Origin of the sequence: Paraburkholderia gardini (genome assembly GCF_907164545.1) — a bacterium.
In the GTDB taxonomy this organism is placed as follows: domain Bacteria; phylum Pseudomonadota; class Gammaproteobacteria; order Burkholderiales; family Burkholderiaceae; genus Paraburkholderia; species Paraburkholderia gardini.
In genome coordinates this window covers 171,363-192,092 of the sequence record NZ_CAJQZB010000003.1, presented here as the reverse complement: position 1 = coordinate 192,092, position 20,730 = coordinate 171,363, and the positions used below count along the sequence as shown (strand labels likewise).

Sequence of the window (20,730 nt, the reverse complement as noted above, 5' to 3'; positions counted from 1 at the left end):
AAAATCAGACGAGCGCGCGCATGGCGAGATCGACGATGGAGGTCAGTTGCTGCTCGTCGCGCGGCGTTTTGCCGAGCACGCGCAGCCCTTGCGTGATGCATAACAGGAATTCACCGACGGATTTTTCATCGAGCGTGGCGTTAAAGGCGCCGCTTGCCTGCCCGCGGATCACCGCCGCCGATAGCAGCGTGATGGTACGTCGCTGAATGGATTCGATACGCTCGCGCAACGCGATGTCGTCGGCCGACATCTCGAGTGTGGCGTTGGTAATGAAACAGCTGCGTTGCGCATTCAGCGCCGACGCGGCGCGCGCGTGGTGCATCAAGGCGTTGCGCAGCGCTTCTTCGGGCGGCACGTTCGCGCTCAGACGCTCGGCGAGCCGGGCAATCGAGCCGTCCGCGTAATGGTCGAGCGCGGCCAGCAGCAACCCGTGCTTGTCGCCGAACACGCCGTACAGGCTGCCACGCAGCACACCGGTCGCCTTGCAGAGATCGTCGACCGACGTGGCGTGATAACCGTGGTTCCAGAAAACCTCGCTGGCGCAGGCGAGCACCGTCTGCGTATCGAACTCGCGCGGGCGGCCACGGCCGGGTGAGGCAGACGGTTTTCGGGAGATGACGGGCTTACTCATGGCCCGTATATTATGACTGGTTGTTCAATAATTCAAGGGCTCTGGTCGCGGAGCCGGCATGCAGCCATACGCCAGGGGTGCGCGGCGGCGTGCGGATCGCCGCGCGTCGTCCCTACTTCGCACCCCACGTATGCGACGCTTTCGCGAAAAGCGCGTTGATATCGGCGTTGCTGGCCGCGTCGCTGGAATACGTAAACGTGCCGTGCTCCATGATTTCCCCGGCCGCCCGCACCAACGCGCCGAGCGCCGCGCGCGCCAGCGATCCGCCCACACTGATACGCCGCACGCCGAGCGCGGCGAGATCCTCGACGCTCAGTAGCGCGCCCTGCAATCCCATCAGCACATTGACCGGACGGTCGACGGACCGGACGACTTCCGCGATGTCCTCGCGGCTCTTCAGGCCTGGCGCGTACAGCACGTCGGCGCCGGCTTCCTGGTACGCCTGCAGGCGCCGGATCGTATCGGCGAGGTCCGCGCGGCCGACCAGATAGTTCTCGGCGCGGGCGGTCAACGTGAAGGGAAACGGCAGCGCGCGTGCCGCTTCGACTGCGGCGCGCACGCGTTCAGTGGCGAAATCGATCGCGTACAGCTCGTCGCGAGCGCCTTGAAGCCCGCGAGCGCGAGCAGCCGGGCGCTGCCGATGTCCCACGGGTTGGGAATGACGAACGTCTCCTTGTTCTCGTGATACGTCCTGAGAAGCTGGGCTTTTTCTGACTGTGATTTCATCGCGGATTCCGTTGAAGTTCGACGGGCGGATTCATGCAACCGTGCATCACGGTCGCCGCATACGGCGCGTGTTCACACGAATCCGGAAAGACGCTGTCGGGCCGGAGGTTCAGCGGCCCGGCGGGCGCGGACGGACCGGAACCGGTCCGGATGTCCGCGCCGCCCTGACGTCCGGTCACTACGCAAACAGGCCTGCAACCCGCACTCAACTTTCGAGCGTCGCGTTCATCGAGACCTTGGCGTTCAGGACCTTCGAGATCGGGCAGCCCTTTTCCGCGTCGCCCGCGGCTTTGTCGAACGCTGCCTTGTCGGCGCCCGGAATCCTGACCTTCACGTCGAGGTGAGATGACGTGATCGCGAAACCGCCGTCCACCTTGTCGAGCGTGACCGTCGCCGTCGTGTCGATGCGTTCGGCCTTGAGATTCGCCTTGCCCAGTTCCGCCGACAGCGCCATCGAGAAGCAGCCCGCATGCGCAGCCGCGATCAGTTCTTCAGGATTGGTGCCGACGCCGTTTTCGAAGCGCGTCGAGAAAGAGTATTGCGTCTCCTTGAGAACCGTACTTTCGGTGGAGATCGAGCCCTTGCCGTCCTGCAGGCCGCCTTGCCAGACTGCTGATGCCTTGCGCTTCATCGCTTCTCTCCAGTAATGCGCTGCCTGCACAGCCGCGATTCCCTTTCCATCCTTCCGCAGCGGTTTCGCCCTGGGGTTCTGCGGATCGGCGGAATGTCATGTGCGCCGTGCGTCGGACAGGCGTGGGCGTAGACCGCTCTTCATGATAGGCGCTTCCCGATGTAAGCGCCGTGACGTGATCCTCTCACCCACAGTGGCGCCGCCATTATTTCAAGCTTCGTAACAATGCTTATCCCAATTCGCGCTTTTTCACACGGAGACTGCGGAATAGACTTGATTCAACGGTTCAGGCAGGGCAATTAAGCCACAAAGAACCCATAATCAAACCCTGGAGGTTGTCATGAAATCCCTTCTTTCCGCAGCACTGATTGCATCCGTTCTCGCTGTTCCTGCCGTCTCGTTCGCTCAGCAGTCCAACGCGCCGCTGACCCGCGCACAGGTTCGCGCAGAACTGGTAGCCGCGCAGAAAGCGGGCTTGCTCAACCAGAATGACACGAACTATCCGAAGCTGTATTCGGCCCAGACCGCCACGCCCGCTTCGGTGACGCCGCAACAGAATGAGGCAGTGGGCGGCGTGAAGACTTCGACGTCGCAATCGGGCAGCCGCCCGGAGCTCGAAAACGGCATCTTCGCGACGTATCGCGGTAACTAAACGCGGTAGCTGAGCGAGCGGCTGGCGTAACAGCCAGCAAGCGTCGAGCAGTAAAAGAGACGCCCCGACTGGCCATGCCAGTCGGGGCGTTTTCGCATTCCACATTCTGCATTCCGCGCCGGTTTGTGCGGTAAGGCTTATTCCGCGAACGGCAGGCTCTCCTGCCCCTCTGCACGCATGCCGAACACGTTGAGCGTCATCGCGACCAGTGCGTAATAGCCGAGCAGACCGACGAGATTGATCGTCACCGTGTGTCCAAAGCGCCCGACGGTCTTCGTATAAGTTGCGTCGGATACACGTTTCGTCTCGTACAGTTCGCTGGCGAAATCGAAGATGAGCGCGTCGTCGGTGTTGTCGAACGACGGACGCTGGCCGTTGCGGATCGCTTCGGCGACGGCTTCCGGCACGCCCGCTCCCAGCGCGACCGGATGATGGATGTACCACTCGGCCTGTGCCTGCCAGCGTTGTGCGGTCACCAGGATCGCGAGTTCGGAGAGGCGCAGCGGCAGCCCCGTCTGGTAACGGCAGAACGCGCCCAGCCGTTGCGCATGCTGCGCGAGTTCGGGGCTGTGAATCCAGCCGGGGAACGGTCCGTTCAGATTGCCGCGCGGCCCCGACAGGATTTCGTCGAGCACGGCTTTCTGTTCAGGCGTCGCGCGCGACGGGTCGAAGTCAGGCAGACGGCTGGTCATGGTCGGTTCGTGTCAGGTCGTGATGAAAGTGCGCGGTTATCAGGCATCAGGCGGGCAACGCGGCATCGATTGCATCGGCGAGCCGGCCGACGATGTTGCCGATGTCGCCCTCCGTGCAGATAAACGGCGGCGCGAGCAATACATGATCGCCGTTTTTTCCATCGACCGTGCCGCCCATGGGATACACCATCAAGCCGCGTTGAAACGCTTCGGCCTTGATCCTTGCATGAAGCTTCAGTGTGGCATCGAACGGCGTCTTCGTTTCGCGGTCGCGCACCAGTTCGACGCCGACAAAGAGACCCCGGCCGCGCACGTCGCCGATATGCGGATGCTGCGCGTAGTGCCCGCGCAGCAGCGCGCGCAACTGCTCGCCGCGCGCGCGGACATTGTCGAGCAACGCGTCTTCGGCAATCACGCGCTGCACTTCGAGTGCGGCCGCGCAGGCCGTGGCGTGCCCGATATACGTGTGACCGTGCTGGAAAAATCCCGACCCACCGGTAATCGTCCGATAGATCCGGTCGCTCACGAGCGTCGCGCCGATCGGCTGATAACCGGCGCCGAGACCCTTCGCGATGGTCAGCAGATCGGGCGCGACACCATCTTCGTCGCACGCATACAGATAGCCGGTGCGCCCCATGCCCGACATGATTTCGTCGAGGATCAGGAGCACGCCGTAGCGGTCGCACACCGCTCGAATCTTGCGGAAGTACTCGCGTACCGGCGGCACCGCGCCGGCCGTCGCGCCCACGACGGTTTCCGCGACAAAGGCCGCGACCGTATCGGGGCCGAGCGTCAGGATCTTCTGTTCAAGTTCGTTGGCAAGACGCTGCGCGAACGCTTCTTCCGTTTCGTCCGCGCGCTGCTCGCGATACGCGTAGCACGGGCTCACGTGATGCGCCTCGATCAGCAATGGCAGAAACGGTTCGCGCCGCCATGCATTGCCGCCGATCGCGAGCGCGCCCAGCGTGTTGCCGTGATAGCTCTGCCGGCGCGCGATGAAATGGCGCCGCTGCAATTCGCCCTTCTCGACGAAGTATTGCCGTGCAAGCTTGAGCGCCGCTTCGATTGCCTCCGAACCGCCCGAGACGAAATACACATGGTCGAGACCTTCCGGCGCGTCGGCCACCAGACGGTCGGCGAGTTCCTCGGCCACACCGGTTGTAAAAAACGAGGTGTGTGCGTAAGGCAGTTGCCGCGCCTGCCGGTTCATCGCATCGATCACACGCTGGTTGCTGTGCCCCAGACACGAAACAGCCGCGCCGCCGGAGGCATCGATATAACGCTTGCCGGTCGAATCGATGATTTCAATGCCGTCACCAGCGACGGCTACGGGCAATGCCTTCTTCGGCATCCGGTGAAAGACGGTGGACATGCGATTCCTTTTGACGAGCGGGGAGTTTCAACACGCGATGTGCATTTATACATCATCGCAACATATGTTGTCAAAACGGATGCCGACACATCAAATGAATACCGGACCGAAGCGAATCGCAATCTGGAATCAGGCGACGTAAGCGCCCTTCGCATGCAGCGCGCGCTCGGCCTGTTCGAGCTGCTCGACGGCGCCCGCGCCTTCGAGTGCCAGCAGATGCGCGACCAGCGATTCGGCGATCGCCGTGGCCGCCACCAGCGATGGAAAGAACGACGGGCTCTCATGCGAAAAGATCAGCACCTTGTCGGCGTTCAGCGCGATCGGGGACACCGCGCTGTCGGTGATGGCGATCAGCTTGCTGCCTTTTTCGAGTGCCGCTTCGGCAACGCGCACGGCTTCGACCGAATACGGCGCGAAGCTGATCACGATCGTCGCGCTGTCCCGATCGATACCGCGCAACTGCATTTCGAGTGTGCCCGCTTCACCGGTAAGCAGCGACACCGATGAGCGAAACAGCCGGTAGCCATACACCAGCCCGAACGCGACGGCATAGCACGAGCGAAACCCGCCGACGTGCACGTGCGGCGCGCGCCGCAGCACGCGCGCGGCCTCGACGGTAGTGCGTGCGTTGTGAGCCGCGGTCAGTTCGAGATTGTGTTGCTGCGCGACGAGCAGGTCGTGTGCAAGCGCATCCTTGGCGCTGGCCTTGACGAGCGAACGCGCACGGCTGGTGAGCGGCTCCGGCCGCGTGCGCACGCGTGCGACGAAAAGATCGCGCAGTTCGTTCCAGCCGGGAAAGCCGAGTTGCTGTGAAAGACGCACGAGCGACGCCGGTTGCACATGCGCGCGCTCCGCCACCTTGCGCATCGAGGAAACCGCGACTTCGTCGGGATGATCGAGCAGAAATGCCGCGCCCATCTGGAATTGCGGGCTCAGTTCGGAGAAGCGCGCCCGGATCAGGGCGGCGAGCTGGTCGAAACTGTCGGGCATGCGATGTACCGGGAAGGAGGATGACAACAAATGTTACCACCCGGGACATCGCATGCGCCGCGTCGTGCTATAGCAACGCCACCACTCTGACATCGCCCTGTTCCGCCGAAGCCACGACCTTGCCGGCCACGCGCGTGAACGTGATCGTCACCGACGCATCGCCCACGCGCAGGTCTCCCACTTCGAGCCAGTCGATACCATCCGGCAGCATCGGCTGTTCGATCAGGACTTCGCGTTTTTCGGCGTCGATCGTGATGCCGAGACACGCTTCCAGCATCATGAACGGCGACCCCGCGGCCCACGCCTGCGGCAGGCACGCGACCGGATAGGCCGTGGGCGGTTCGCCGCGACGACGCGGGAAGCCGCAGAAGAGTTCGGGCAGGCGCATATCGAAGTTCACCGCCGCCTGGAAGAGCGCCTGCAGCAGCCGCACTGCCGCGCCCTTCGCGCCGTAACGCGCGAGGCCGCGCGCGCACAACGCGTTGTCGTGCGGCCAGACGGAACCGTTGTGATACGCCATCGGGTTGAAACGGGCCTGGTCGGCGGCGAGCGTGCGCACGCCCCAGCCGGTGTGAAAGAGCGCCGATTCGAGACCGCGTGCCACCGCTTCGCCGCGCTCCTTCCCGGCGAGCCCGAACGCCAGCAGATGCCCGGCGTTCGATGCCATCACGCGACACAGATCGCCATGACCGTCGAGCGCGATACCGTAGAAGCCCATGTCTTCCATCCAGTACTTCTCTTCGACGCATTCGCGAATCGACCACGCGCGCTTTGCGTAGCCTGCGGCCTCGTCAGTCAGGCCGCGCAGTCTGGCGAAATGTGCCATCGTGTCGAACGCGGCGCTCGCGTAGGCCTGTACCTCGACCAGCGCGATCGGGCCGTCGGGGAAGTGTCCGTCAGCGTGAAAAACGGAGTCGTGACTGTCTTTCCAGCCCTGGTTTGCCAGACCGCCATCGGACGCGCGCTGATAGTCGAGCAGGCCATAGCGATTCTTGTCGCACACGCCCGAGACCCACGCCGCGGCGCGCACGAGTGCCGGCCACAGTTCGTCGATCAGGCCGCGATCGTCGGTGCGCGCGACGTAGGCGCCGGCCAGCACGATAAAGAGCGGCGTGGTGTCGACGCCGCCGTAGTAGAGCGCGAACGGCACCTCGCCGGTCGCGGCCATTTCGCCCTTGCGCATCTCGTGCATGATCTTGCCGACTTCGGCATCGCGAAACGCGGAATTTTCGCGTGCCTGATGTTCGGCGAGAAAGCGCAGCACGCCGCGCGCCAGGCCCGGTTGCAGCCACAACGTCTGCAACGACGTGATGACGGCATCGCGGCCAAACGGCGTCGAGAACCACGGAATGCCCGCGTATGGATACGGCCCGGTCGCGAGGTCCGTGGTCAGCAGGCCGAGGTCGGCGAGCGACCGTTCGATCCACGCATTAAAGAGCGGATTGCTGGAGCGCACGCGCGCCGTCACACGGCGCCGCTCGCGCATCACGAGATGGGCGTCGACGAGCGCGGCACGCACAGCCGCGCGTCCCACGCGCGGTCGCGCGGTGTCGATCTGCGACAGGTGCGTTTCGCTCGTGCCATGCGCCGGTTTCGAAATCTGCGCGCTCGCGACGGCCGCACCGTGCGCTTCGACCTTGACCGCAACTGAAAGATAGATCGACACGCACGCCTGCGCCGGCAGTTGCACCGAAAAGTCAGCGCGGTCGGCGAGCAGTTTGATGGGCGTCGGTGAAAACGCGATGCGCACGCGGCGCGCGACGTTGTCGAGCCCGACATAGCCGAGCAGCACCTCGCCGTTCTCGACGCGCGGCGCCTCGATCGTGCCCTGCTTCGGACGCTTGAGGCCGCGCACTTCGAACATGTCGCGGAAATCGCTCGCAAACGAAATGGACAGAGGCACGACGGCATCGCTCGTGCCGTAGTTCGTCAGTTCGATGGCTTCGTTCAGCACGGTGCCGGAAAGCACACGCACGCGCTCGACGTGGATCACGCCTTCGGGTGTGCTCGTGCCGCCGAGCGGCGGCAACGGACGATTCGTCAGATGCGCGGTAAACGCCGTGTTGTCGCTGCTGACGCTGCCCGAGAGCAGCGAAGGCGCACGGCCGCCGAACGTGAGACGCAGCGCCGACAGCACACGCATGTCGTTAACAAAAAGCCCGTCGTCGCGGCCCGTGATATCGCCGAGCGGGTCGTTGACGATAAACGTATCGCCCGATTTCAGCACGTACTGGTTCGCGGCCGCAACCGGGAGGTTTTCCGGCGGAATGAAAACGGCATCCGCATCGGGCGCGTTCACGTCCTGCTGGCCCGCATGCGACAGTCCACCGAGTGCTTCTGGATCCTGCATCAACTTTTCTCCTTCCGGTTAGCGTCGTACCGATTGTAGAAGGTCTTCGTGAATCGCACGAATAGAGGACGCTTGCGATATATCAGGATTGAACGGCAGACGGGCGGTTTCGCGGTATACGCGAACGGCGCGCCGCGACGATAGCGATAAACCATCGGTACCCATGCGAAGCATCCGCGCTTCAGCGCGTCGTGCCGACGCCGACGTCGCTGATCATTCCATCGATATAGCGATTGAACGCCGCGGGGTGCGCGAGGTTCATGCCGTGCGAGGCGCCTGCCACCGTTTCGCGACGCGCATCGGGCAGCCATGACGCGAGGGCATCGACCGCGCGATGGAACATCAGGGGGCTTTTCTCGCCGTCGATCAGCAGCACCGGACAGCGGACACCCGCGGCATCGTCGGGTGTGTAGGCCGGCAGCGGATCCTGGAACTGCGGCGCGAGCGTATGTGCGTTGTCGGTTGCCATGCGGCGAAAACCGGCGGTGCTTTTCGCCCAGAAACCCGGACGGCTCACCGAATCGACGAAGAGTTGCAGCCCGGCTTCCACGTCGCCCGTCTCGATCAGTTGCGCCGCGCGGGCGCGCAGCGCGTTGACGGGTGCCGGCAGCGTCGCGGGCGGTCGCCCGGCGATCTGCAGCGGTCCGCCCGGATCGGCGAGCGTCAGGGTTCGAACGTGCTGCGGATGACGCCGCGCGCAATGAAAGGTTACGCAGCCGCCGCGCGAATGGCCCACGACGTGCGCGGGCCCGGCCCCCAGACGGTCGATGAATTCCGCGACTTCGTCGGCGTGCTGGCTCCAGCTGAACGGCATGCCGGCCGGTGTTTCCGTGGCGGGCCAGTAGTGCGTGAGGCTGACCGCGACGCACCGGTAGCGGGCCGACAGGCCGCTCATCTGCGGTTGCCAGTAACGGTAGTCGCACAGCGAGCCGTGGACGAACAGCAGCAGCTCGCCGTCACCACGCGCCTCGTAAGGCATGCGTAAGCCGTTGCTCAAGGTAACGAGCGGCAGCGATGAAACAGGATCGGGAGAGTTCACAAATGGCAAATGGAAGCGGCGCGCGCGCCGCCTGCAGTCGTACTGCGTGCGCCGCGCGCGCTCAGTCGAAAGCGTGCGAATGCAGCAGTGTAGACGCCGCGCCCGCGCCGCGCACGGCGCACGTCAGTGGCTCGTCGGCGACGCGTACGTCGAGGCCCAGCTGGTTCGCGAGATAACGGTCGAGATTCGCGAGCAGCGACCCGCCACCCGTCAGCACGATGCCGCTGTGGGCGATGTCCGTCACGAGTTCCGGCGGCGCGCATTCAAGCGCCATTTTCACCGCGCCGATTACCTGTGCGAGCGGCGAGACAATCGCATCGGCGATGTCCTGGTTCGTCAGCTGGACGGTACGCGGCAGGCCGTCGTCGAGGCTGCGGCCGGTTGCGTTGATGCGCTCGGTCGGCACGTCGCGGATCGCGGTGCCGATGGTCTTCTTCACGTGCTCCGCGGTCTGGTCGCCGATCACGACGCCGTAGACGCTGCGCACGTAATTGACGATCGCGAGATCGAACTGGTCGCCGCCAACGCGAATCGAGCCGCTATACGCCATGCCGCCCAGCGCGATCACGCCGACTTCCGTCGTACCGCCGCCAATATCGACAACCATCGAACCGGTCGCTTCCGACACCGGCAACCCGGCGCCGACGGCCGAGGCAAGCGATTCGCCGATCAGGTTCACTTTCCACGCGCCAGCCGCGGTCGCGGCTTCGCGGATCGCGCGGCGCTCGACCTGGGTAGCACCTGCCGGCACGCAGATCGTGAACGACGCACGGCGGCCGAAACGCGGCACCGTGCTCGACATGTCGACGAACTGGCGGATCATGTGTTCAGCCGCGGCAAAATTCGCGATCACGCCATGACGCATCGGGCGTACCGCTTCGAGATTGCCAGGCACCCGGCCGAGCAGCTGCTTGGCTTCCTTGCCCACCGCCGCCACCCGCTCCTGACCGGCCGGCGCGTGCTTCTGGAAGCACACCACGGAAGGCTGGTTGAGCACTACGCCGTCGTCCTGCGTATAGATGAGCGTATTGGCCGTGCCGAGGTCCACAGCCACGTTCGGGCTGAAGAACCGTTTGAAGAAGGATTGTTGCGGCATCGCGCGGGCCATGGGCAGGCTCTACTGGTGTAAGCGGCCGTCCGCTGCCGGAGCGGCCAGATGTCCGTCGGCATTGCGTCGAGCCTTGAGAGGCGGGCCACGATCGCGCGTCAGGTGCTTTTTTCGGGCTATTAACCCATTAACGGCACCCCGCTCAAAAAACTTGAGGGGGCGCGCGATTTTACACAAAATTACACTTGGAATTAAATTATTACCGATTGGGATAATGCCTAAACGCCCACTGTCAGAGTGTTTTTTACGTCGATCATCAGATTTTGCGTGAAATATCGGGTGATATTGCAGTGCGCGACGCGATATAGCCGCCGCCATACGCCCGAAATCCTTTCAAACTGAAACAGGCGCCCTGTTCCGGATGCGCCAGTGTCCGCGCGCGCCACATGGGCTCCCGATTGCAGGTATCCTTTTCACGCCTTTTTCTATTGCTGCTCCATGCGTCGCATGGAAGCGTTCACTGGACTGGATTGGAGAATCGCTTGAGTCAGCCTCCTGCCCCGCCGGGTTCATCCGGTTCGCCCGGCACTACCGCCGGGCCGGCCGGGCCTCGTCCGTCAGGCCCACCAGGGCAACCCGCCGCGCCCGCGCCGCTTCATGGCGCCCAGCTGGCGCTCGCGACATTTGCCGTCGCACTCGCCACGTTCATGAATGTGCTCGACTCGTCGATCGCCAACGTGGCGATTCCGACCATCTCGGGCAACCTCGGCGTATCCGTCGATGAAGGCACGTGGGTCATTACCGTCTTTGCCGCGGCCAACGCCGTGTCGATTCCGCTGACCGGCTGGCTCACGCAGCGTCTCGGCCAGATCAAGCTGTTCGTGGGCGCGATCCTGATGTTCTCGTTATCGTCGTGGCTATGCGGGATCGCGCCGACGCTGCCCATCCTGCTCTGCGCACGGGTGCTGCAGGGCGCCGTCGCCGGGCCGCTGATTCCGCTCTCGCAGGCGATCCTGCTGAGCTCGTGGCCGAAGGAAAAATCATCGACGGCGCTGTCGCTCTGGGCGATGACCGCGACCGTCGGCCCGATTGCGGGTCCTGCCCTCGGCGGCTGGATCACCGACAGCTATTCGTGGGCGTGGATTTTCTACATCAATATTCCGGTCGGCATTTTCGCGGCGGGCGTGACGTGGATGATCTACCGTCATCGCGAAAGCCCCACCCGCAAGCTGCCGATCGATGTCGTCGGCCTTGGGCTGCTGGTCGCCTGGGTCGCCTCGCTCCAGATCATGCTCGACAAGGGCAAGGATCTGGACTGGTTTTCGTCACCGTTTATCGTCGTGCTCGGCCTTACGGCGGTGATCTGCTTCGCGCTCTTTCTCGTGTGGGAATTGACCGGGGAAAACCCGATCGTGGATCTGCGTCTTTTCAAACAGCGCAATTTTCTCGGCGGGACGATTGCGATTTCGGTCGCCTACGGCGTGTTCTTCGGCAATCTCGTGCTGCTGCCGCAATGGATGCAGGAGTATCTGAACTACCGCTCCGTCGATGCCGGCCTCGTGACCGCGCCGCTCGGCATCTTCGCGGTGATTCTCGCGCCCGTGATGGGGCGGGTGCTGCCACGCTCGGACGCGCGCATTATCGCGACGCTCGCGTTTGTCGGCTTCGCGATCGTCTTTTATATGCGCTCGAAGTATGTGATCGAGATCGACACCTGGCATCTCGTGCTTCCGACGCTGCTGCAGGGCATTCCGATGGCGATGTTCTTCGTGCCGCTCACGGCGATCATCCTCGCCGGGCAGCCGCCCCATAAAATACCGGCGGCCGCAGGGCTGTCGAATTTCGTGCGGGTGTTCTGCGGCGCGGTCGGGACATCGATTGCGACCAACACCTGGAATAACCGCACGGTGCTCCATCACGAACGGCTGACCGAGCGCGCCAGCATCAATAATCCCCTCTTCAACCAGCAGATCGATTCGACGCAGTCGCTGCTGCATCTGGATACGCAATCGGCGCATGCGCTGTTCGATTTTCAGGTGAATACGCAGGCCGCGATGATGGGGCTCAACGACATCTTCTTTATCTCGGCGATCATTTTCATCCTGATCATTCCGCTCATCTGGATCACGCGGCCGGGCAAAGGCGGCGGTGGAGGCGCGTCGGGCGCGCATTGACGCGGCGCTCAAGATCTGTGTGTTTCAGCAGGCCACGGCCATGCGTCATGCGTCACGCGGCGGCGCTCAGCGGAAATACCGCGCGGGCGTTTCACCCAGCGCCTGCCGGAACACCGCGATAAACGACGACACGTCGTTATATCCCACCTCCAGCGCCACCTGTGTGACGCTCGCGCCGTAACCGAGCCGCGCCAGCGCGCAGAGCAGGCGCAACTGCTGGCGCCACTGGCCGAACGTCTGCCCCGTCTCCTTCGAGAAAAGACGCGCCGCCGTGCGCGCGGTCACGCTGGCGGCCTCGGCGAGATCGTCGAGGACGTCGGGGCATGCGGGGTTGGCAAGCAATGCGTCGGCGATATGCTGGGCCCGCAGGTCCCTCGGCCAGTTCAGCGCGAGCGGCACGGGCGCGAGCAGCGGCAACTGGTCGAGAATGACGCTCACGATGCGGGCCTGCGGCCCTTCGGGCGGATAATCGGCGCCGAATGCGCTGGCGGCCGTCAGCAGCGCGTCGGTCAGCGGATCGACGCTCACCACGCAGCAATGTTCAGGAGCCGGCGCCGCATCGCCGTCGACGTACAGCGTGCGCAGCGCGGCGTCCTTCGCGCACGACACGCGATGCAGCACGCCGGCCGGCACCCACACCGCGCACTTCGGCGGCGCGACCCACATGCCGGCTTCCGTGCGCACCGTGAGCACCCGATCACGCGCTCCGACGAGTCGCGCCCGCGCGCCCGTGTGCCAGATGCCCGCGCCGGCCAGACACCGCTCCGCCATCACGAAGACAGCGCCGCCAACCGGTTCCGGATCGATCACATCGTTCATGGTTGTCCGTTTTGCCCTGCCGATCGATAAAACGGAGCAAATCTAGCATGCCAGACGAAGGCGCGCAGCATTTCCGCCGACGCGCCGCCAGCCCCGGGTTACCGCTAGAATCGCGACTTTCAAGCGTGCTCACCCATGAACTATTCCGGCATCCTCGACCAGATTCATCGCGATCTCAAGCCCTGGCTGGGAAAGGGGCGCGTCGCCAGTTACATCCCCGAACTGGCGAATATTTCCGCTGAGCGCTTCGGCATGGCGATCGTCCGCACGACCGGCGAAGTGTTTCGCACCGGCGAAGCCGACACGCGCTTTTCGATCCAGAGTATCTCGAAGCTGTTCGCCTGCACGCTCGCGTTCCAGCTGCTCGGCGACGACCTCTGGCAGCGCGTCGGCCGCGAGCCGTCGGGCACGGCGTTCAACTCGCTCGTGCAGCTGGAGGCCGATCAGGGCAAGCCGCGCAACCCGTTTATCAATGCCGGCGCGCTGGTCGTCACCGACGTCCTGTGCCGGCGGTTCGTGAAGGCGGAGACGGCGCTGGTGGAATTCATCCGGCGCCTTTCGGGCGAGCGCGCAATCGGCTACGACTCAGCGGTCGCGCAATCGGAGCTGCAGCACGCTCACCGCAATCGCGCGATGGCGCATTTCATGGCGAGCTTCGGCAATCTGACGATGCCGCCCGACCTCGTGGTCGACGCATACACCCGTCAGTGCGCGATTTCGATGAGCTGCGTCGAACTGGCGCGCGCGGCGCTATTTCTCGCCAACCGCGGCCTGGTGCCTTCGACCGGCGAACACGTCGTCGACGCCAGTTCGGCCAAACGGCTCTCCGCCCTGATGCTAACCTGCGGCACCTATGACGCCGCCGGCGATTTCGTCTACCGCGTCGGACTGCCGGCCAAAAGCGGCGTCGGTGGCGGCATCGTCGCGGTGCTGCCCGGCGAAATGGCGGTATGCGTCTGGTCGCCGGGGCTCGACGCGAACGGTAATTCGCTCGCCGGCACGCTCGCGCTGGAATGGCTCACCACGTTCACCGAACAGTCCATTTTCTGACCTGACGCCGCGCCAGATCTGGTCGCGGCGGATATCCCCCGCTCTTTCCCGCGATCGGGCTGCGCAAGGCGTCGTCACATCCTTTTCGACAGATTCGCCTTGACACTATGTCTTTCGATATATATCTTAAGATATGTTTTACGACAAACGGAGCCCCGACCATGCGTCACCACCCTCATCACGATCATTCATCCTGGCACGACCGCCAGGCCTGCGCCGAGCGCTTTTCATGGCAATCGCTGCATGCGCTCTGGCACGCGATCGGACGTCAGCATCACCGGCGCGGCGGCGGCCCGTTCGGGGGTGGGCCGTTCGGCGGCGGCCCTGGCGGCTTCGGCGGTGAAGGCGACGGCTTTCCGCGCGGCCGCCGCTTCACGTCCGACGATCTGCAACTGCTTCTGCTCGCGCTGCTCGCGGAACGGCCGAGCCACGGCTACGAACTCATCCGCGCACTGGACGCGCGCTCGAACGGCTTTTACTCGCCGAGCCCCGGCATGGTGTATCCGGCGCTCACCTATCTTGAAGAAGTCGGTCACGTCACCGTCGAAGTCGAAGGCAACCGCAAGCGTTACGCGCTGTCGGAAAGCGGCCAGCAGTACCTCGGGGACAATCGCGAACGCGTCGACCTGATGCTCGCGAAGCTCACGCATATCGGACGCAAGATGGATTCGGTGCGCCGCGCGTTTGCCGGCGAGGAACCCGCCGACCCGAGCGAAGGCGGCTGGGTGCCCGAACTGGTCGCGGCGCGGCGCGCGCTGAAAACCGCACTGGTGCTGCGCACCAGTGCAGCGCCCGACGAACAGCGCCGCATCGCCGCGATCCTCGCGCGCGCCACGGCCGAAATCGAAGGTAAAACCGGCAGCGCGCCTTGAGCGCCGCGCCGGAACCTCATCTAAATGGAAAACCTCTCATGCTGAATACAGGTACCGATCTGGCGGTGGTGCGCGTGCGCCATCCGCTGAAATTCCGTCTGCTTCAGGTGGCGCGCGTCGAACCGCTGACGCCGCATCTCGTGCGCATCACGCTAACCGGCGAAGACCTGGGCGATTTCACGTCGGCATCGTTCGACGACCACATCAAGGTGTTCTTCCCCGCGCCCGGCGAGGACAAGCCCGTGCTTCCGGTCGTGGGCCCGGATGGCCCCGTATTTCCCGAGGGCCAGCCGCGTCCGGTCGCGCGTGACTACACGCCGCGCCGCTTCGATCGCGAAGCGGGCGAGCTTGTCATCGACTTCGTGATTCACACGGTCGGGCCGGCTTCGGACTGGGCGCGCGCGGCGCGCGTCGGCCAGTATCTCGGCGTCGGCGGGCCGCGCGGTTCGTTTGTGATCCCGCAGGGCTTCGACTGGCATCTGCTGATCGGCGACGAAACCGCGTTGCCGGCGATCAGCCGCCGGCTGGAAGAGTTGCCGGCCGGCACACGTGTCGCGGCCGTGCTGGAAGTGCGCGATCCGTCGGCACGCATCGAGTTCGCGACGCAGGCCGATCTGTACACCGTGTGGTGCTATCCGGACGATGCGGACGATCGCGAAAGCACGCTGCTGGACACCGTGCGCGAGACGTTCCTGCCGGAAGGCGAAGGCTATGTGTGGGCAGCCGGCGAATCGGCGGCAATCCGCGCGGTGCGCCAGCACCTCACGACTGAATGCGGTGTCGACAGATCGCGCATCCGTGCAGCCAGTTACTGGAAGCGCGGCGCGGTGGCCGTCCACGAAGCGATCGATGACTGACGATCCACGCCGCGGATCATCCATGGAAACCGGTGACGACGCCCGTCGCCACCGGCCATCACAGCTACATGAATAAAAACCAGGACGTCATCAATGGATGTCTTAGCTCCAGCCCGTGAACGCGCCTGCTGTGACTTCTGGCGTTGACCCAGTTCACCATCATCATGGTCTTCATGGTGATCGTTCAGTACGCCTGGCATCATGTCGATCAGATGCGCATTGCCCATCCGCACGCCAAAGCGTGTGTCGGGAGTGATGTAGGGCGCACGGCTCATGTTTTCTGCACCGCCACCTGGGGCAACGTCGGCGTCACCCAGCAGAATGGCTTGCGCGGCGGAGATATTGGCCTGCCTGATCGCCGGCAATCCCGGCACGTGCCAGCACCTCTCGCACTACAGGCAGCGAACTCCGTCGGCGGCACGTCTTTCAGGCTTCCGCCGAACTTCCCAATGGCGGTGCGTACACCACTCACAATAACGACTTCTCTTTGCACGTCACACTCCTTGACTTAGATGGTGCATGCAAACATCGTTTTTGATGCCCCGCTTATCGACTTTCATATTTGGGCAATTCGGATCACCGCTGTCCTCAGGTGTCATCCACACGATGTTCTGTGTCAGGTCCTTGATATCGCCGGTCTTGCAATGCACGCAGTTCTGCGCATTGATCACGAGACGCTCGCTGCCGTCGTCGTTCTTGACGAACTCACATACGGCCGCGGGGCAGCAGCGCGACCGGACCCGCATAGGTCTGTCAGTTCACGTTGACTGGCACTGACGGATCTTTCAGCGTCAAGTGCGCCGGCTGGTTCTGCTCGTGATCCGTGTTCGAAATGAACACCGACGAGAGCCTGTCGAAGGTCAGCTTGTCATCCGGCTTCGGCTACGTGATCGGCTTGCATTGCGAAGCGGACTTGAGGATCTCGTGATCCGGATGCTGATGATGCAGCGTCCACGGCACGTTGAGTGCGGCGGGACCGACTCATTCGTCGGCCCCGCCGCACTGCCGTTCCGGCTGCGGCAGCTTACATGCCGCCAAATGGTTTTTGCACGGTCAGCTTGCTGGTGACCGACGTTACTCCGGGAACGCCCTTCGCGATTTCCGCGACCCTGCCCACCTGGGAAGCGTCCGTGACCGAACCGGTCAGGGTTATCGCGCCGTCTTTCGCGGTGACACCGATATTGCCGGCATTGATGTCCTTGTTCTTCGAGATGGCGTTATAGACCTGGCGGCGCAGGGCACGATTCGCCTTTCTTCCTGTGGCCGGCATCGCCGAGGCAGCCATTGCCGATGCGCCCGGCGCACTGGCCGGCTCGCTCGTCTGGGACCACGCGGTCAAAGACGTTGCAACGACTACGACTCCAACTGCCAGCCTGAATGCCTGAATGCTTTTCATAGATCGCTCCGGTTGCGCGTTGGGGTTCGGAATCAGAAGGTATGACGAAGGCCGATCATGGCCGCCGTGGTGGACTTGCCCGGGGCGACGGGGGCGCCATAGACGACCGTCTGGTTCATGGTGCCATCGTTGTTGACATACCCGACCTGTGCGTACGTCTTCGTCCTCTTGGACAGGGTGTATTCGGCACCCACAGCGACTTCGCTTGAGTGATTTGCCGAATGGTTCCGGTCCTTCAGGTAGTAGTAGCCCGACGTGACCTTGAAGGCCGGGTTGAACTGGTAGCCGAGGCCGCCTGACGCCATTTCAAAGTCCGCGGTACCGGGATTCGCCGGATTCTTGCCGACACCATACGAGCCGGATACTGAAAATCCGGCGATCGTGTACATCGCACCAAAATAATAGAAGCGATTGTTGGCCAGACCTGTCGCGGGCACCGCCGGCCCCGTCGGATAGTTGATCGGGAACGGATTGGTGTCGTGCCCGTTGTAGTACACGGCGGCAAGATTCAGCCCGTAGTTCGAATACTTGAGTACGGCCGACTCGCGCGTGCCCCCCTGGAACTGGCCAGCGACCCCGCCTGGCGCGTACTCGAGCGCGAGCGATGCACCATGGAATTTCGGCGAGTTGTAGACGAGCGCGTTGCTGTCATACAGCGCGCCGATCGGGGCGTTCGTACTGGTGCCGGGCCATCCGGCCGCCTGATTCACACCAAGCCACGCAGTCAGGATACTGCCGAAGTACTGTGCACCACGGACATCGGTTTCCGACATCGCGTAGATCATCGGAATGATCTGCCGGCCGGCGTCGAACGTGCCGAACGGCGTGGATGCACCGACCGTCGCGAACTGGTTGAAGAGCGCAGTCGAGCCCGGCGTGTCGCCGAGACCAAGCTTGCCGGTCGTGGTGTTGAATACACCCTGCAGCTTGAAGGTAATCTTGTAGCCGGCGCCGATGTCTTCACTTCCCTTCATGCCCCAGTAGCTGGAATAGATCCCGCCGTCCTTGAGCTGATAGACATGCCCGAGATTCGGCGCATGTGGCTGAAAGGATGCAGCCGAGGTGCTTTGATATAGAAATCCACTGTCGAGTACGCCGTAAAGCGTGACCGACGATTGGGCATGGGCAGCGGTGGCGAACAGCACCAGCGCAGCAGGGCTGCTCAACTTCAACTTCGACTTCAACCTGAACTTCATTTTCATTTTGTCTCCTTCGGTTTTGGGGCGCCGATTTACCCGCGGCGCTTGTGGGTTATTGCCTGAATAAAACTGTGTTGGGGCGGCGTCGGTGCGTCAGACCGACAGGTAGTAATCCCCGTACTGCTCGCACAACTGGTGCCCGGTGACCTTGCCGGTCGCGCCGGGTGGGCGCGATTCGACGAAGACCATCGGGTCTGGCTTCCACCACTTCGCAATCTGGCCGTTAAAGAAGGCGAGCAGTCCGGCCGTGGTGAGAGTGCTGCCCAGTTCCTTCACAATCAGGAACACTGACTGTCCGTCCCACTTCGGGTGCGGCGCGGCGATGCAGACCGCGCTTGCGATGCCGGGGGCGCAGACACCCTGCGTTTTCGGTGTGGATCGATGATCCATTCACCGCCGGAGACAACCACGCTGGATGGGTATGCCGCCTCGTACCGGGCGTTGCGCGAAATAAGAACCAATGGTCTGCTGCCTGCATACGCGAAGGTCCGCTCCTCAAAGTACCTGAACAAACTGATCGGACAGGATCATCGAAACATCAAGACGTGAACGAATGTGACGACCGGATGCAAACGGGTCAGGAATGCCGCGACCACGATTTCAGGCATCGGGTTGGCACATCGCATTCGCAAGGGTCACCCCGGTCACTCCGCTCTCGCGCTAGAGGACACCGCTGCGCCCGCCATCTGGAATGCTGTCCTGTTCGATCGATAAGGTATCCATATTTATGTGAAAGCGTCGGTCACTTCAGCTATTTTCACTATGACATTGCGCGCCCCGCAAATAGCGCAAGCCAATAAACAAGGCGACGGCGGACGCGATGCCAGCGAGTGGCAATAGTTGCAAGGCGGCTCCCAGGCCCAGCCGGTCTGCCAATATTCCCGTCACAACGGAACCTGGCGCCAGCCCAAGAACGTTGAAGGCGAGAGCGAGCGTTGCCATGGCTGTACTGTGAATCGCCTTGGGCGTCAGATTCGCAACCATCGCACCGGCCGAACCGAGAATCCCCGCGCTAAAGAACATTGCCAATGCGATGATAGCGAGTTGAATTGTGCCGACGGGAAACTGAAATGCCGCGAACAGCAAAGCTCCACAGGTCAGGTTATAGATGATCGCCAGGATTATCTTCCGTCGCGGAGAATCACGGCCCAGGCGATCGGACAGCGCGCCGCACAGGGGCATTCCAAATGCGCCGCAAAGGACAAAGATGGCGGCTATGCCCCCCGCCTTGCTCAGTGGCATGTCATAGACCCGATTCAGGAAACTCGGCAGCCAGGCAAGCAGGCCACCGCTGATGAAGAGCTGCAGCCCACTGCCGAAATAGACGCAGATCAACACCGGCGAGGAGAACAGGTCTTTCAGCACCTGCCCGATGTGAACGGTCGCCCGCGGCTCAATTTTCCTGATGCCGGTTGACTGGCTTTTCTCCCCTTCGATCCGCGCCGAACTGGCAACCATCATATAGAGCAGGGTCAGCGCGATGCCAAAGACTGCCATGCCAACGAACGCAGTCCGCCAACCGAAATGGCTTGCCAGTGAACCGCCAAGCCCGATCCCCATTACCGACCCGACCATGCCGCCCGCAAAGAATGCGCCAGCCACCGCAGACGTATGGCGGGGCGGAAACATACTGATGAGAATGGCCAGGCCAACACTGGCGTAAGCGGCTTCGCCGACACCGACCAGAAAGCGCGCCGACAGCAACGTGAAGTAGTTGTGCGACAGGCCGCACAGCAAGGTCGCGATGCTCCAGATCGCCGCCATGACCGTTACGCTTCGTACGCGACCCCACCGGTCGGCGGCAAGTGAAATGGGGAACGCCAGGACGCCAACAGCCAGCGAGACAATGCCGCTGAGCGCGCCGAGCTGGGTGTCGGACAGTCCCCACTCCGCCTTGATTTGCGGAAAGACTGCGTTGAGCACTTGCCGCGACATATAGTCGGACAAGAGCAGTCCGAATGTCAGCGCAAAAATGACGCATGCATAGCCGCGAATGGCCTGCGGCCGCTCACCGTCACCGCACGCTGTTTCCTGCATATTCACTGCCATAATTCTGTCTCCTGATATTTGCTGCTGCTAATACCATCTGTGCGCAGCTTTCTTTTTTTCAGTTCTGCGGCGCGCGGCGGTGTGTGTCTGGCTTCCCCACTGCCGCTCATTCACGCTGCTTGCGCTCAGGGATAGTGAAACCTGCCCTGTGCGCAAGCAGCCATGTCGCTGGACGCCCGGATA

18 protein-coding genes and 4 pseudogenes are annotated in these 20,730 nt (G+C 63.2%); 6 read left to right on the top strand and 16 right to left on the bottom strand.

Features of this window, described 5'->3' with window-relative positions; all coding sequences use genetic code 11:
• Nucleotides 1-4: 4 nt before the first annotated feature.
• From LPA37_RS04400 to LPA37_RS04390, 3 genes and pseudogenes are all read right to left on the bottom strand, one after another.
• Nucleotides 5-631 carry a TetR/AcrR family transcriptional regulator gene (locus tag LPA37_RS04400; RefSeq protein ID WP_228982600.1) on the bottom strand — a complete coding sequence of 209 codons (627 nt, stop codon included), beginning with the start codon at nucleotides 629-631 and terminating at the stop codon, nucleotides 5-7.
• A 112-nt stretch (nucleotides 632-743) separates the two neighbouring features.
• A pseudogene (locus tag LPA37_RS04395) lies at nucleotides 744-1,357 on the bottom strand (isocitrate lyase/PEP mutase family protein).
• A gap of 205 nt (nucleotides 1,358-1,562) precedes the next feature.
• The gene (locus LPA37_RS04390) at nucleotides 1,563-1,988 is read right to left on the bottom strand and encodes an OsmC family protein (RefSeq protein WP_228982598.1); all 426 of its coding nucleotides are present in this window, start codon (nucleotides 1,986-1,988) and stop codon (nucleotides 1,563-1,565) included.
• Nucleotides 1,989-2,328: 340 nt separating this feature from the next.
• Here LPA37_RS04390 and LPA37_RS04385 point away from each other — a divergent pair, with 340 nt between their 5' ends.
• Nucleotides 2,329-2,640, top strand: coding sequence for a DUF4148 domain-containing protein (locus LPA37_RS04385; RefSeq protein ID WP_228982597.1), 312 nt, complete (start codon nucleotides 2,329-2,331; stop codon nucleotides 2,638-2,640).
• Between the two features lie 137 nt (nucleotides 2,641-2,777).
• Here the strand turns inward: LPA37_RS04385 and LPA37_RS04380 are convergent, their stop codons facing one another.
• The 6 genes from LPA37_RS04380 to mreB all read right to left on the bottom strand — a co-directional run bounded on the left by LPA37_RS04380 (nucleotide 2,778) and on the right by mreB (nucleotide 10,191).
• Nucleotides 2,778-3,332 (bottom strand): carboxymuconolactone decarboxylase family protein, encoded by a 555-nt coding sequence (locus LPA37_RS04380; RefSeq protein WP_229011729.1) that lies wholly within the window; start codon nucleotides 3,330-3,332, stop codon nucleotides 2,778-2,780.
• Nucleotides 3,333-3,378: 46 nt separating this feature from the next.
• On the bottom strand, nucleotides 3,379-4,704 hold the full coding sequence (locus LPA37_RS04375; protein ID WP_229011727.1) for an aspartate aminotransferase family protein: 1,326 nt from the start codon (nucleotides 4,702-4,704) through the stop codon (nucleotides 3,379-3,381).
• Nucleotides 4,705-4,833: 129 nt separating this feature from the next.
• Nucleotides 4,834-5,694 carry a MurR/RpiR family transcriptional regulator gene (locus tag LPA37_RS04370; protein ID WP_228982594.1) on the bottom strand — a complete coding sequence of 287 codons (861 nt, stop codon included), beginning with the start codon at nucleotides 5,692-5,694 and terminating at the stop codon, nucleotides 4,834-4,836.
• A 67-nt stretch (nucleotides 5,695-5,761) separates the two neighbouring features.
• Nucleotides 5,762-8,044 carry an amylo-alpha-1,6-glucosidase gene (locus LPA37_RS04365; protein ID WP_228982592.1) on the bottom strand — a complete coding sequence of 761 codons (2,283 nt, stop codon included), beginning with the start codon at nucleotides 8,042-8,044 and terminating at the stop codon, nucleotides 5,762-5,764.
• Between the two features lie 181 nt (nucleotides 8,045-8,225).
• Nucleotides 8,226-9,023, bottom strand: a complete 798-nt coding sequence (locus tag LPA37_RS04360) for an alpha/beta fold hydrolase (RefSeq protein ID WP_229011725.1) — start codon at nucleotides 9,021-9,023, stop codon at nucleotides 8,226-8,228.
• A gap of 121 nt (nucleotides 9,024-9,144) precedes the next feature.
• Entirely contained in the window at nucleotides 9,145-10,191 is a 1,047-nt protein-coding gene (gene mreB / locus LPA37_RS04355) for a rod shape-determining protein (RefSeq protein ID WP_228982589.1), read from the bottom strand.
• 608 nt (nucleotides 10,192-10,799) lie between these two features.
• Here mreB and LPA37_RS04350 point away from each other — a divergent pair.
• Nucleotides 10,800-12,305, top strand: coding sequence for a DHA2 family efflux MFS transporter permease subunit (locus LPA37_RS04350; RefSeq protein ID WP_267478092.1), 1,506 nt, complete (start codon nucleotides 10,800-10,802; stop codon nucleotides 12,303-12,305).
• A gap of 66 nt (nucleotides 12,306-12,371) precedes the next feature.
• Here LPA37_RS04350 and LPA37_RS04345 read toward each other — a convergent pair whose 3' ends face one another.
• Nucleotides 12,372-13,124: an AraC family transcriptional regulator gene (locus LPA37_RS04345; RefSeq protein ID WP_229011720.1), complete on the bottom strand. Its 753-nt coding sequence runs from the start codon at nucleotides 13,122-13,124 to the stop codon at nucleotides 12,372-12,374.
• Nucleotides 13,125-13,259: 135 nt separating this feature from the next.
• On the opposite strand from LPA37_RS04345, the gene LPA37_RS04340 reads away from it, so the two are divergent.
• The 3 genes from LPA37_RS04340 to LPA37_RS04330 all read left to right on the top strand — a co-directional run bounded on the left by LPA37_RS04340 (nucleotide 13,260) and on the right by LPA37_RS04330 (nucleotide 15,903).
• Nucleotides 13,260-14,174 (top strand): glutaminase, encoded by a 915-nt coding sequence (locus tag LPA37_RS04340; RefSeq protein WP_229011717.1) that lies wholly within the window; start codon nucleotides 13,260-13,262, stop codon nucleotides 14,172-14,174.
• A gap of 161 nt (nucleotides 14,175-14,335) precedes the next feature.
• On the top strand, nucleotides 14,336-15,046 hold the full coding sequence (locus tag LPA37_RS04335) for a PadR family transcriptional regulator (protein WP_229011715.1): 711 nt from the start codon (nucleotides 14,336-14,338) through the stop codon (nucleotides 15,044-15,046).
• A 38-nt stretch (nucleotides 15,047-15,084) separates the two neighbouring features.
• On the top strand, nucleotides 15,085-15,903 hold the full coding sequence (locus LPA37_RS04330; protein ID WP_229011713.1) for a siderophore-interacting protein: 819 nt from the start codon (nucleotides 15,085-15,087) through the stop codon (nucleotides 15,901-15,903).
• 179 nt (nucleotides 15,904-16,082) lie between these two features.
• Here LPA37_RS04330 and LPA37_RS04325 read toward each other — a convergent pair.
• From LPA37_RS04325 to LPA37_RS04305, 5 genes and pseudogenes are all read right to left on the bottom strand, one after another.
• Nucleotides 16,083-16,396: pseudogene (locus tag LPA37_RS04325) on the bottom strand (thiolase family protein); the annotation flags it as partial.
• Between the two features lie 64 nt (nucleotides 16,397-16,460).
• A pseudogene (locus tag LPA37_RS04320) lies at nucleotides 16,461-16,866 on the bottom strand (4Fe-4S dicluster domain-containing protein); the annotation flags it as partial.
• Nucleotides 16,867-16,927: 61 nt separating this feature from the next.
• Nucleotides 16,928-17,299: a BON domain-containing protein gene (locus LPA37_RS04315; RefSeq protein ID WP_229011707.1), complete on the bottom strand. Its 372-nt coding sequence runs from the start codon at nucleotides 17,297-17,299 to the stop codon at nucleotides 16,928-16,930.
• Between the two features lie 32 nt (nucleotides 17,300-17,331).
• Entirely contained in the window at nucleotides 17,332-18,495 is a 1,164-nt protein-coding gene (locus LPA37_RS04310) for a porin (protein WP_229011754.1), read from the bottom strand.
• A gap of 96 nt (nucleotides 18,496-18,591) precedes the next feature.
• Nucleotides 18,592-18,888, bottom strand: coding sequence for a hypothetical protein (locus LPA37_RS04305; protein ID WP_229011705.1), 297 nt, complete (start codon nucleotides 18,886-18,888; stop codon nucleotides 18,592-18,594).
• A 6-nt stretch (nucleotides 18,889-18,894) separates the two neighbouring features.
• Here LPA37_RS04305 and LPA37_RS27960 point away from each other — a divergent pair.
• Nucleotides 18,895-19,212, top strand: a pseudogene (locus LPA37_RS27960) (DDE-type integrase/transposase/recombinase); the annotation flags it as partial.
• 33 nt (nucleotides 19,213-19,245) lie between these two features.
• Here the strand turns inward: LPA37_RS27960 and LPA37_RS04295 are convergent.
• The gene (locus LPA37_RS04295; protein ID WP_229011702.1) at nucleotides 19,246-20,547 is read right to left on the bottom strand and encodes an MFS transporter; all 1,302 of its coding nucleotides are present in this window, start codon (nucleotides 20,545-20,547) and stop codon (nucleotides 19,246-19,248) included.
• Nucleotides 20,548-20,730: the final 183 nt, after the last annotated feature.

Bases quoted from the DNA above. Each gene is read 5' to 3' on its own strand.
- LPA37_RS04400 (WP_228982600.1), bottom strand. From the start codon at position 631: ATGAGTAAGCCCGTCATCTCCCGAAAACCGTCTGCCTCACCCGGCCGT.
- LPA37_RS04390 (WP_228982598.1), bottom strand. From the start codon at position 1,988: ATGAAGCGCAAGGCATCAGCAGTCTGGCAAGGCGGCCTGCAGGACGGC.
- LPA37_RS04385 (WP_228982597.1), top strand. From the start codon at position 2,329: ATGAAATCCCTTCTTTCCGCAGCACTGATTGCATCCGTTCTCGCTGTT.
- LPA37_RS04380 (WP_229011729.1), bottom strand. From the start codon at position 3,332: ATGACCAGCCGTCTGCCTGACTTCGACCCGTCGCGCGCGACGCCTGAA.
- LPA37_RS04375 (WP_229011727.1), bottom strand. From the start codon at position 4,704: ATGTCCACCGTCTTTCACCGGATGCCGAAGAAGGCATTGCCCGTAGCC.
- LPA37_RS04370 (WP_228982594.1), bottom strand. From the start codon at position 5,694: ATGCCCGACAGTTTCGACCAGCTCGCCGCCCTGATCCGGGCGCGCTTC.
- LPA37_RS04365 (WP_228982592.1), bottom strand. From the start codon at position 8,044: ATGCAGGATCCAGAAGCACTCGGTGGACTGTCGCATGCGGGCCAGCAG.
- LPA37_RS04360 (WP_229011725.1), bottom strand. From the start codon at position 9,023: ATGCCTTACGAGGCGCGTGGTGACGGCGAGCTGCTGCTGTTCGTCCAC.
- mreB (WP_228982589.1), bottom strand. From the start codon at position 10,191: ATGGCCCGCGCGATGCCGCAACAATCCTTCTTCAAACGGTTCTTCAGC.
- LPA37_RS04345 (WP_229011720.1), bottom strand. From the start codon at position 13,124: ATGAACGATGTGATCGATCCGGAACCGGTTGGCGGCGCTGTCTTCGTG.
- LPA37_RS04340 (WP_229011717.1), top strand. From the start codon at position 13,260: ATGAACTATTCCGGCATCCTCGACCAGATTCATCGCGATCTCAAGCCC.
- LPA37_RS04335 (WP_229011715.1), top strand. From the start codon at position 14,336: ATGCGTCACCACCCTCATCACGATCATTCATCCTGGCACGACCGCCAG.
- LPA37_RS04330 (WP_229011713.1), top strand. From the start codon at position 15,085: ATGCTGAATACAGGTACCGATCTGGCGGTGGTGCGCGTGCGCCATCCG.
- LPA37_RS04315 (WP_229011707.1), bottom strand. From the start codon at position 17,299: ATGAAAAGCATTCAGGCATTCAGGCTGGCAGTTGGAGTCGTAGTCGTT.
- LPA37_RS04310 (WP_229011754.1), bottom strand. From the start codon at position 18,495: ATGAAGTTCAGGTTGAAGTCGAAGTTGAAGTTGAGCAGCCCTGCTGCG.
- LPA37_RS04305 (WP_229011705.1), bottom strand. From the start codon at position 18,888: ATGGATCATCGATCCACACCGAAAACGCAGGGTGTCTGCGCCCCCGGC.
- LPA37_RS04295 (WP_229011702.1), bottom strand. From the start codon at position 20,547: ATGGCAGTGAATATGCAGGAAACAGCGTGCGGTGACGGTGAGCGGCCG.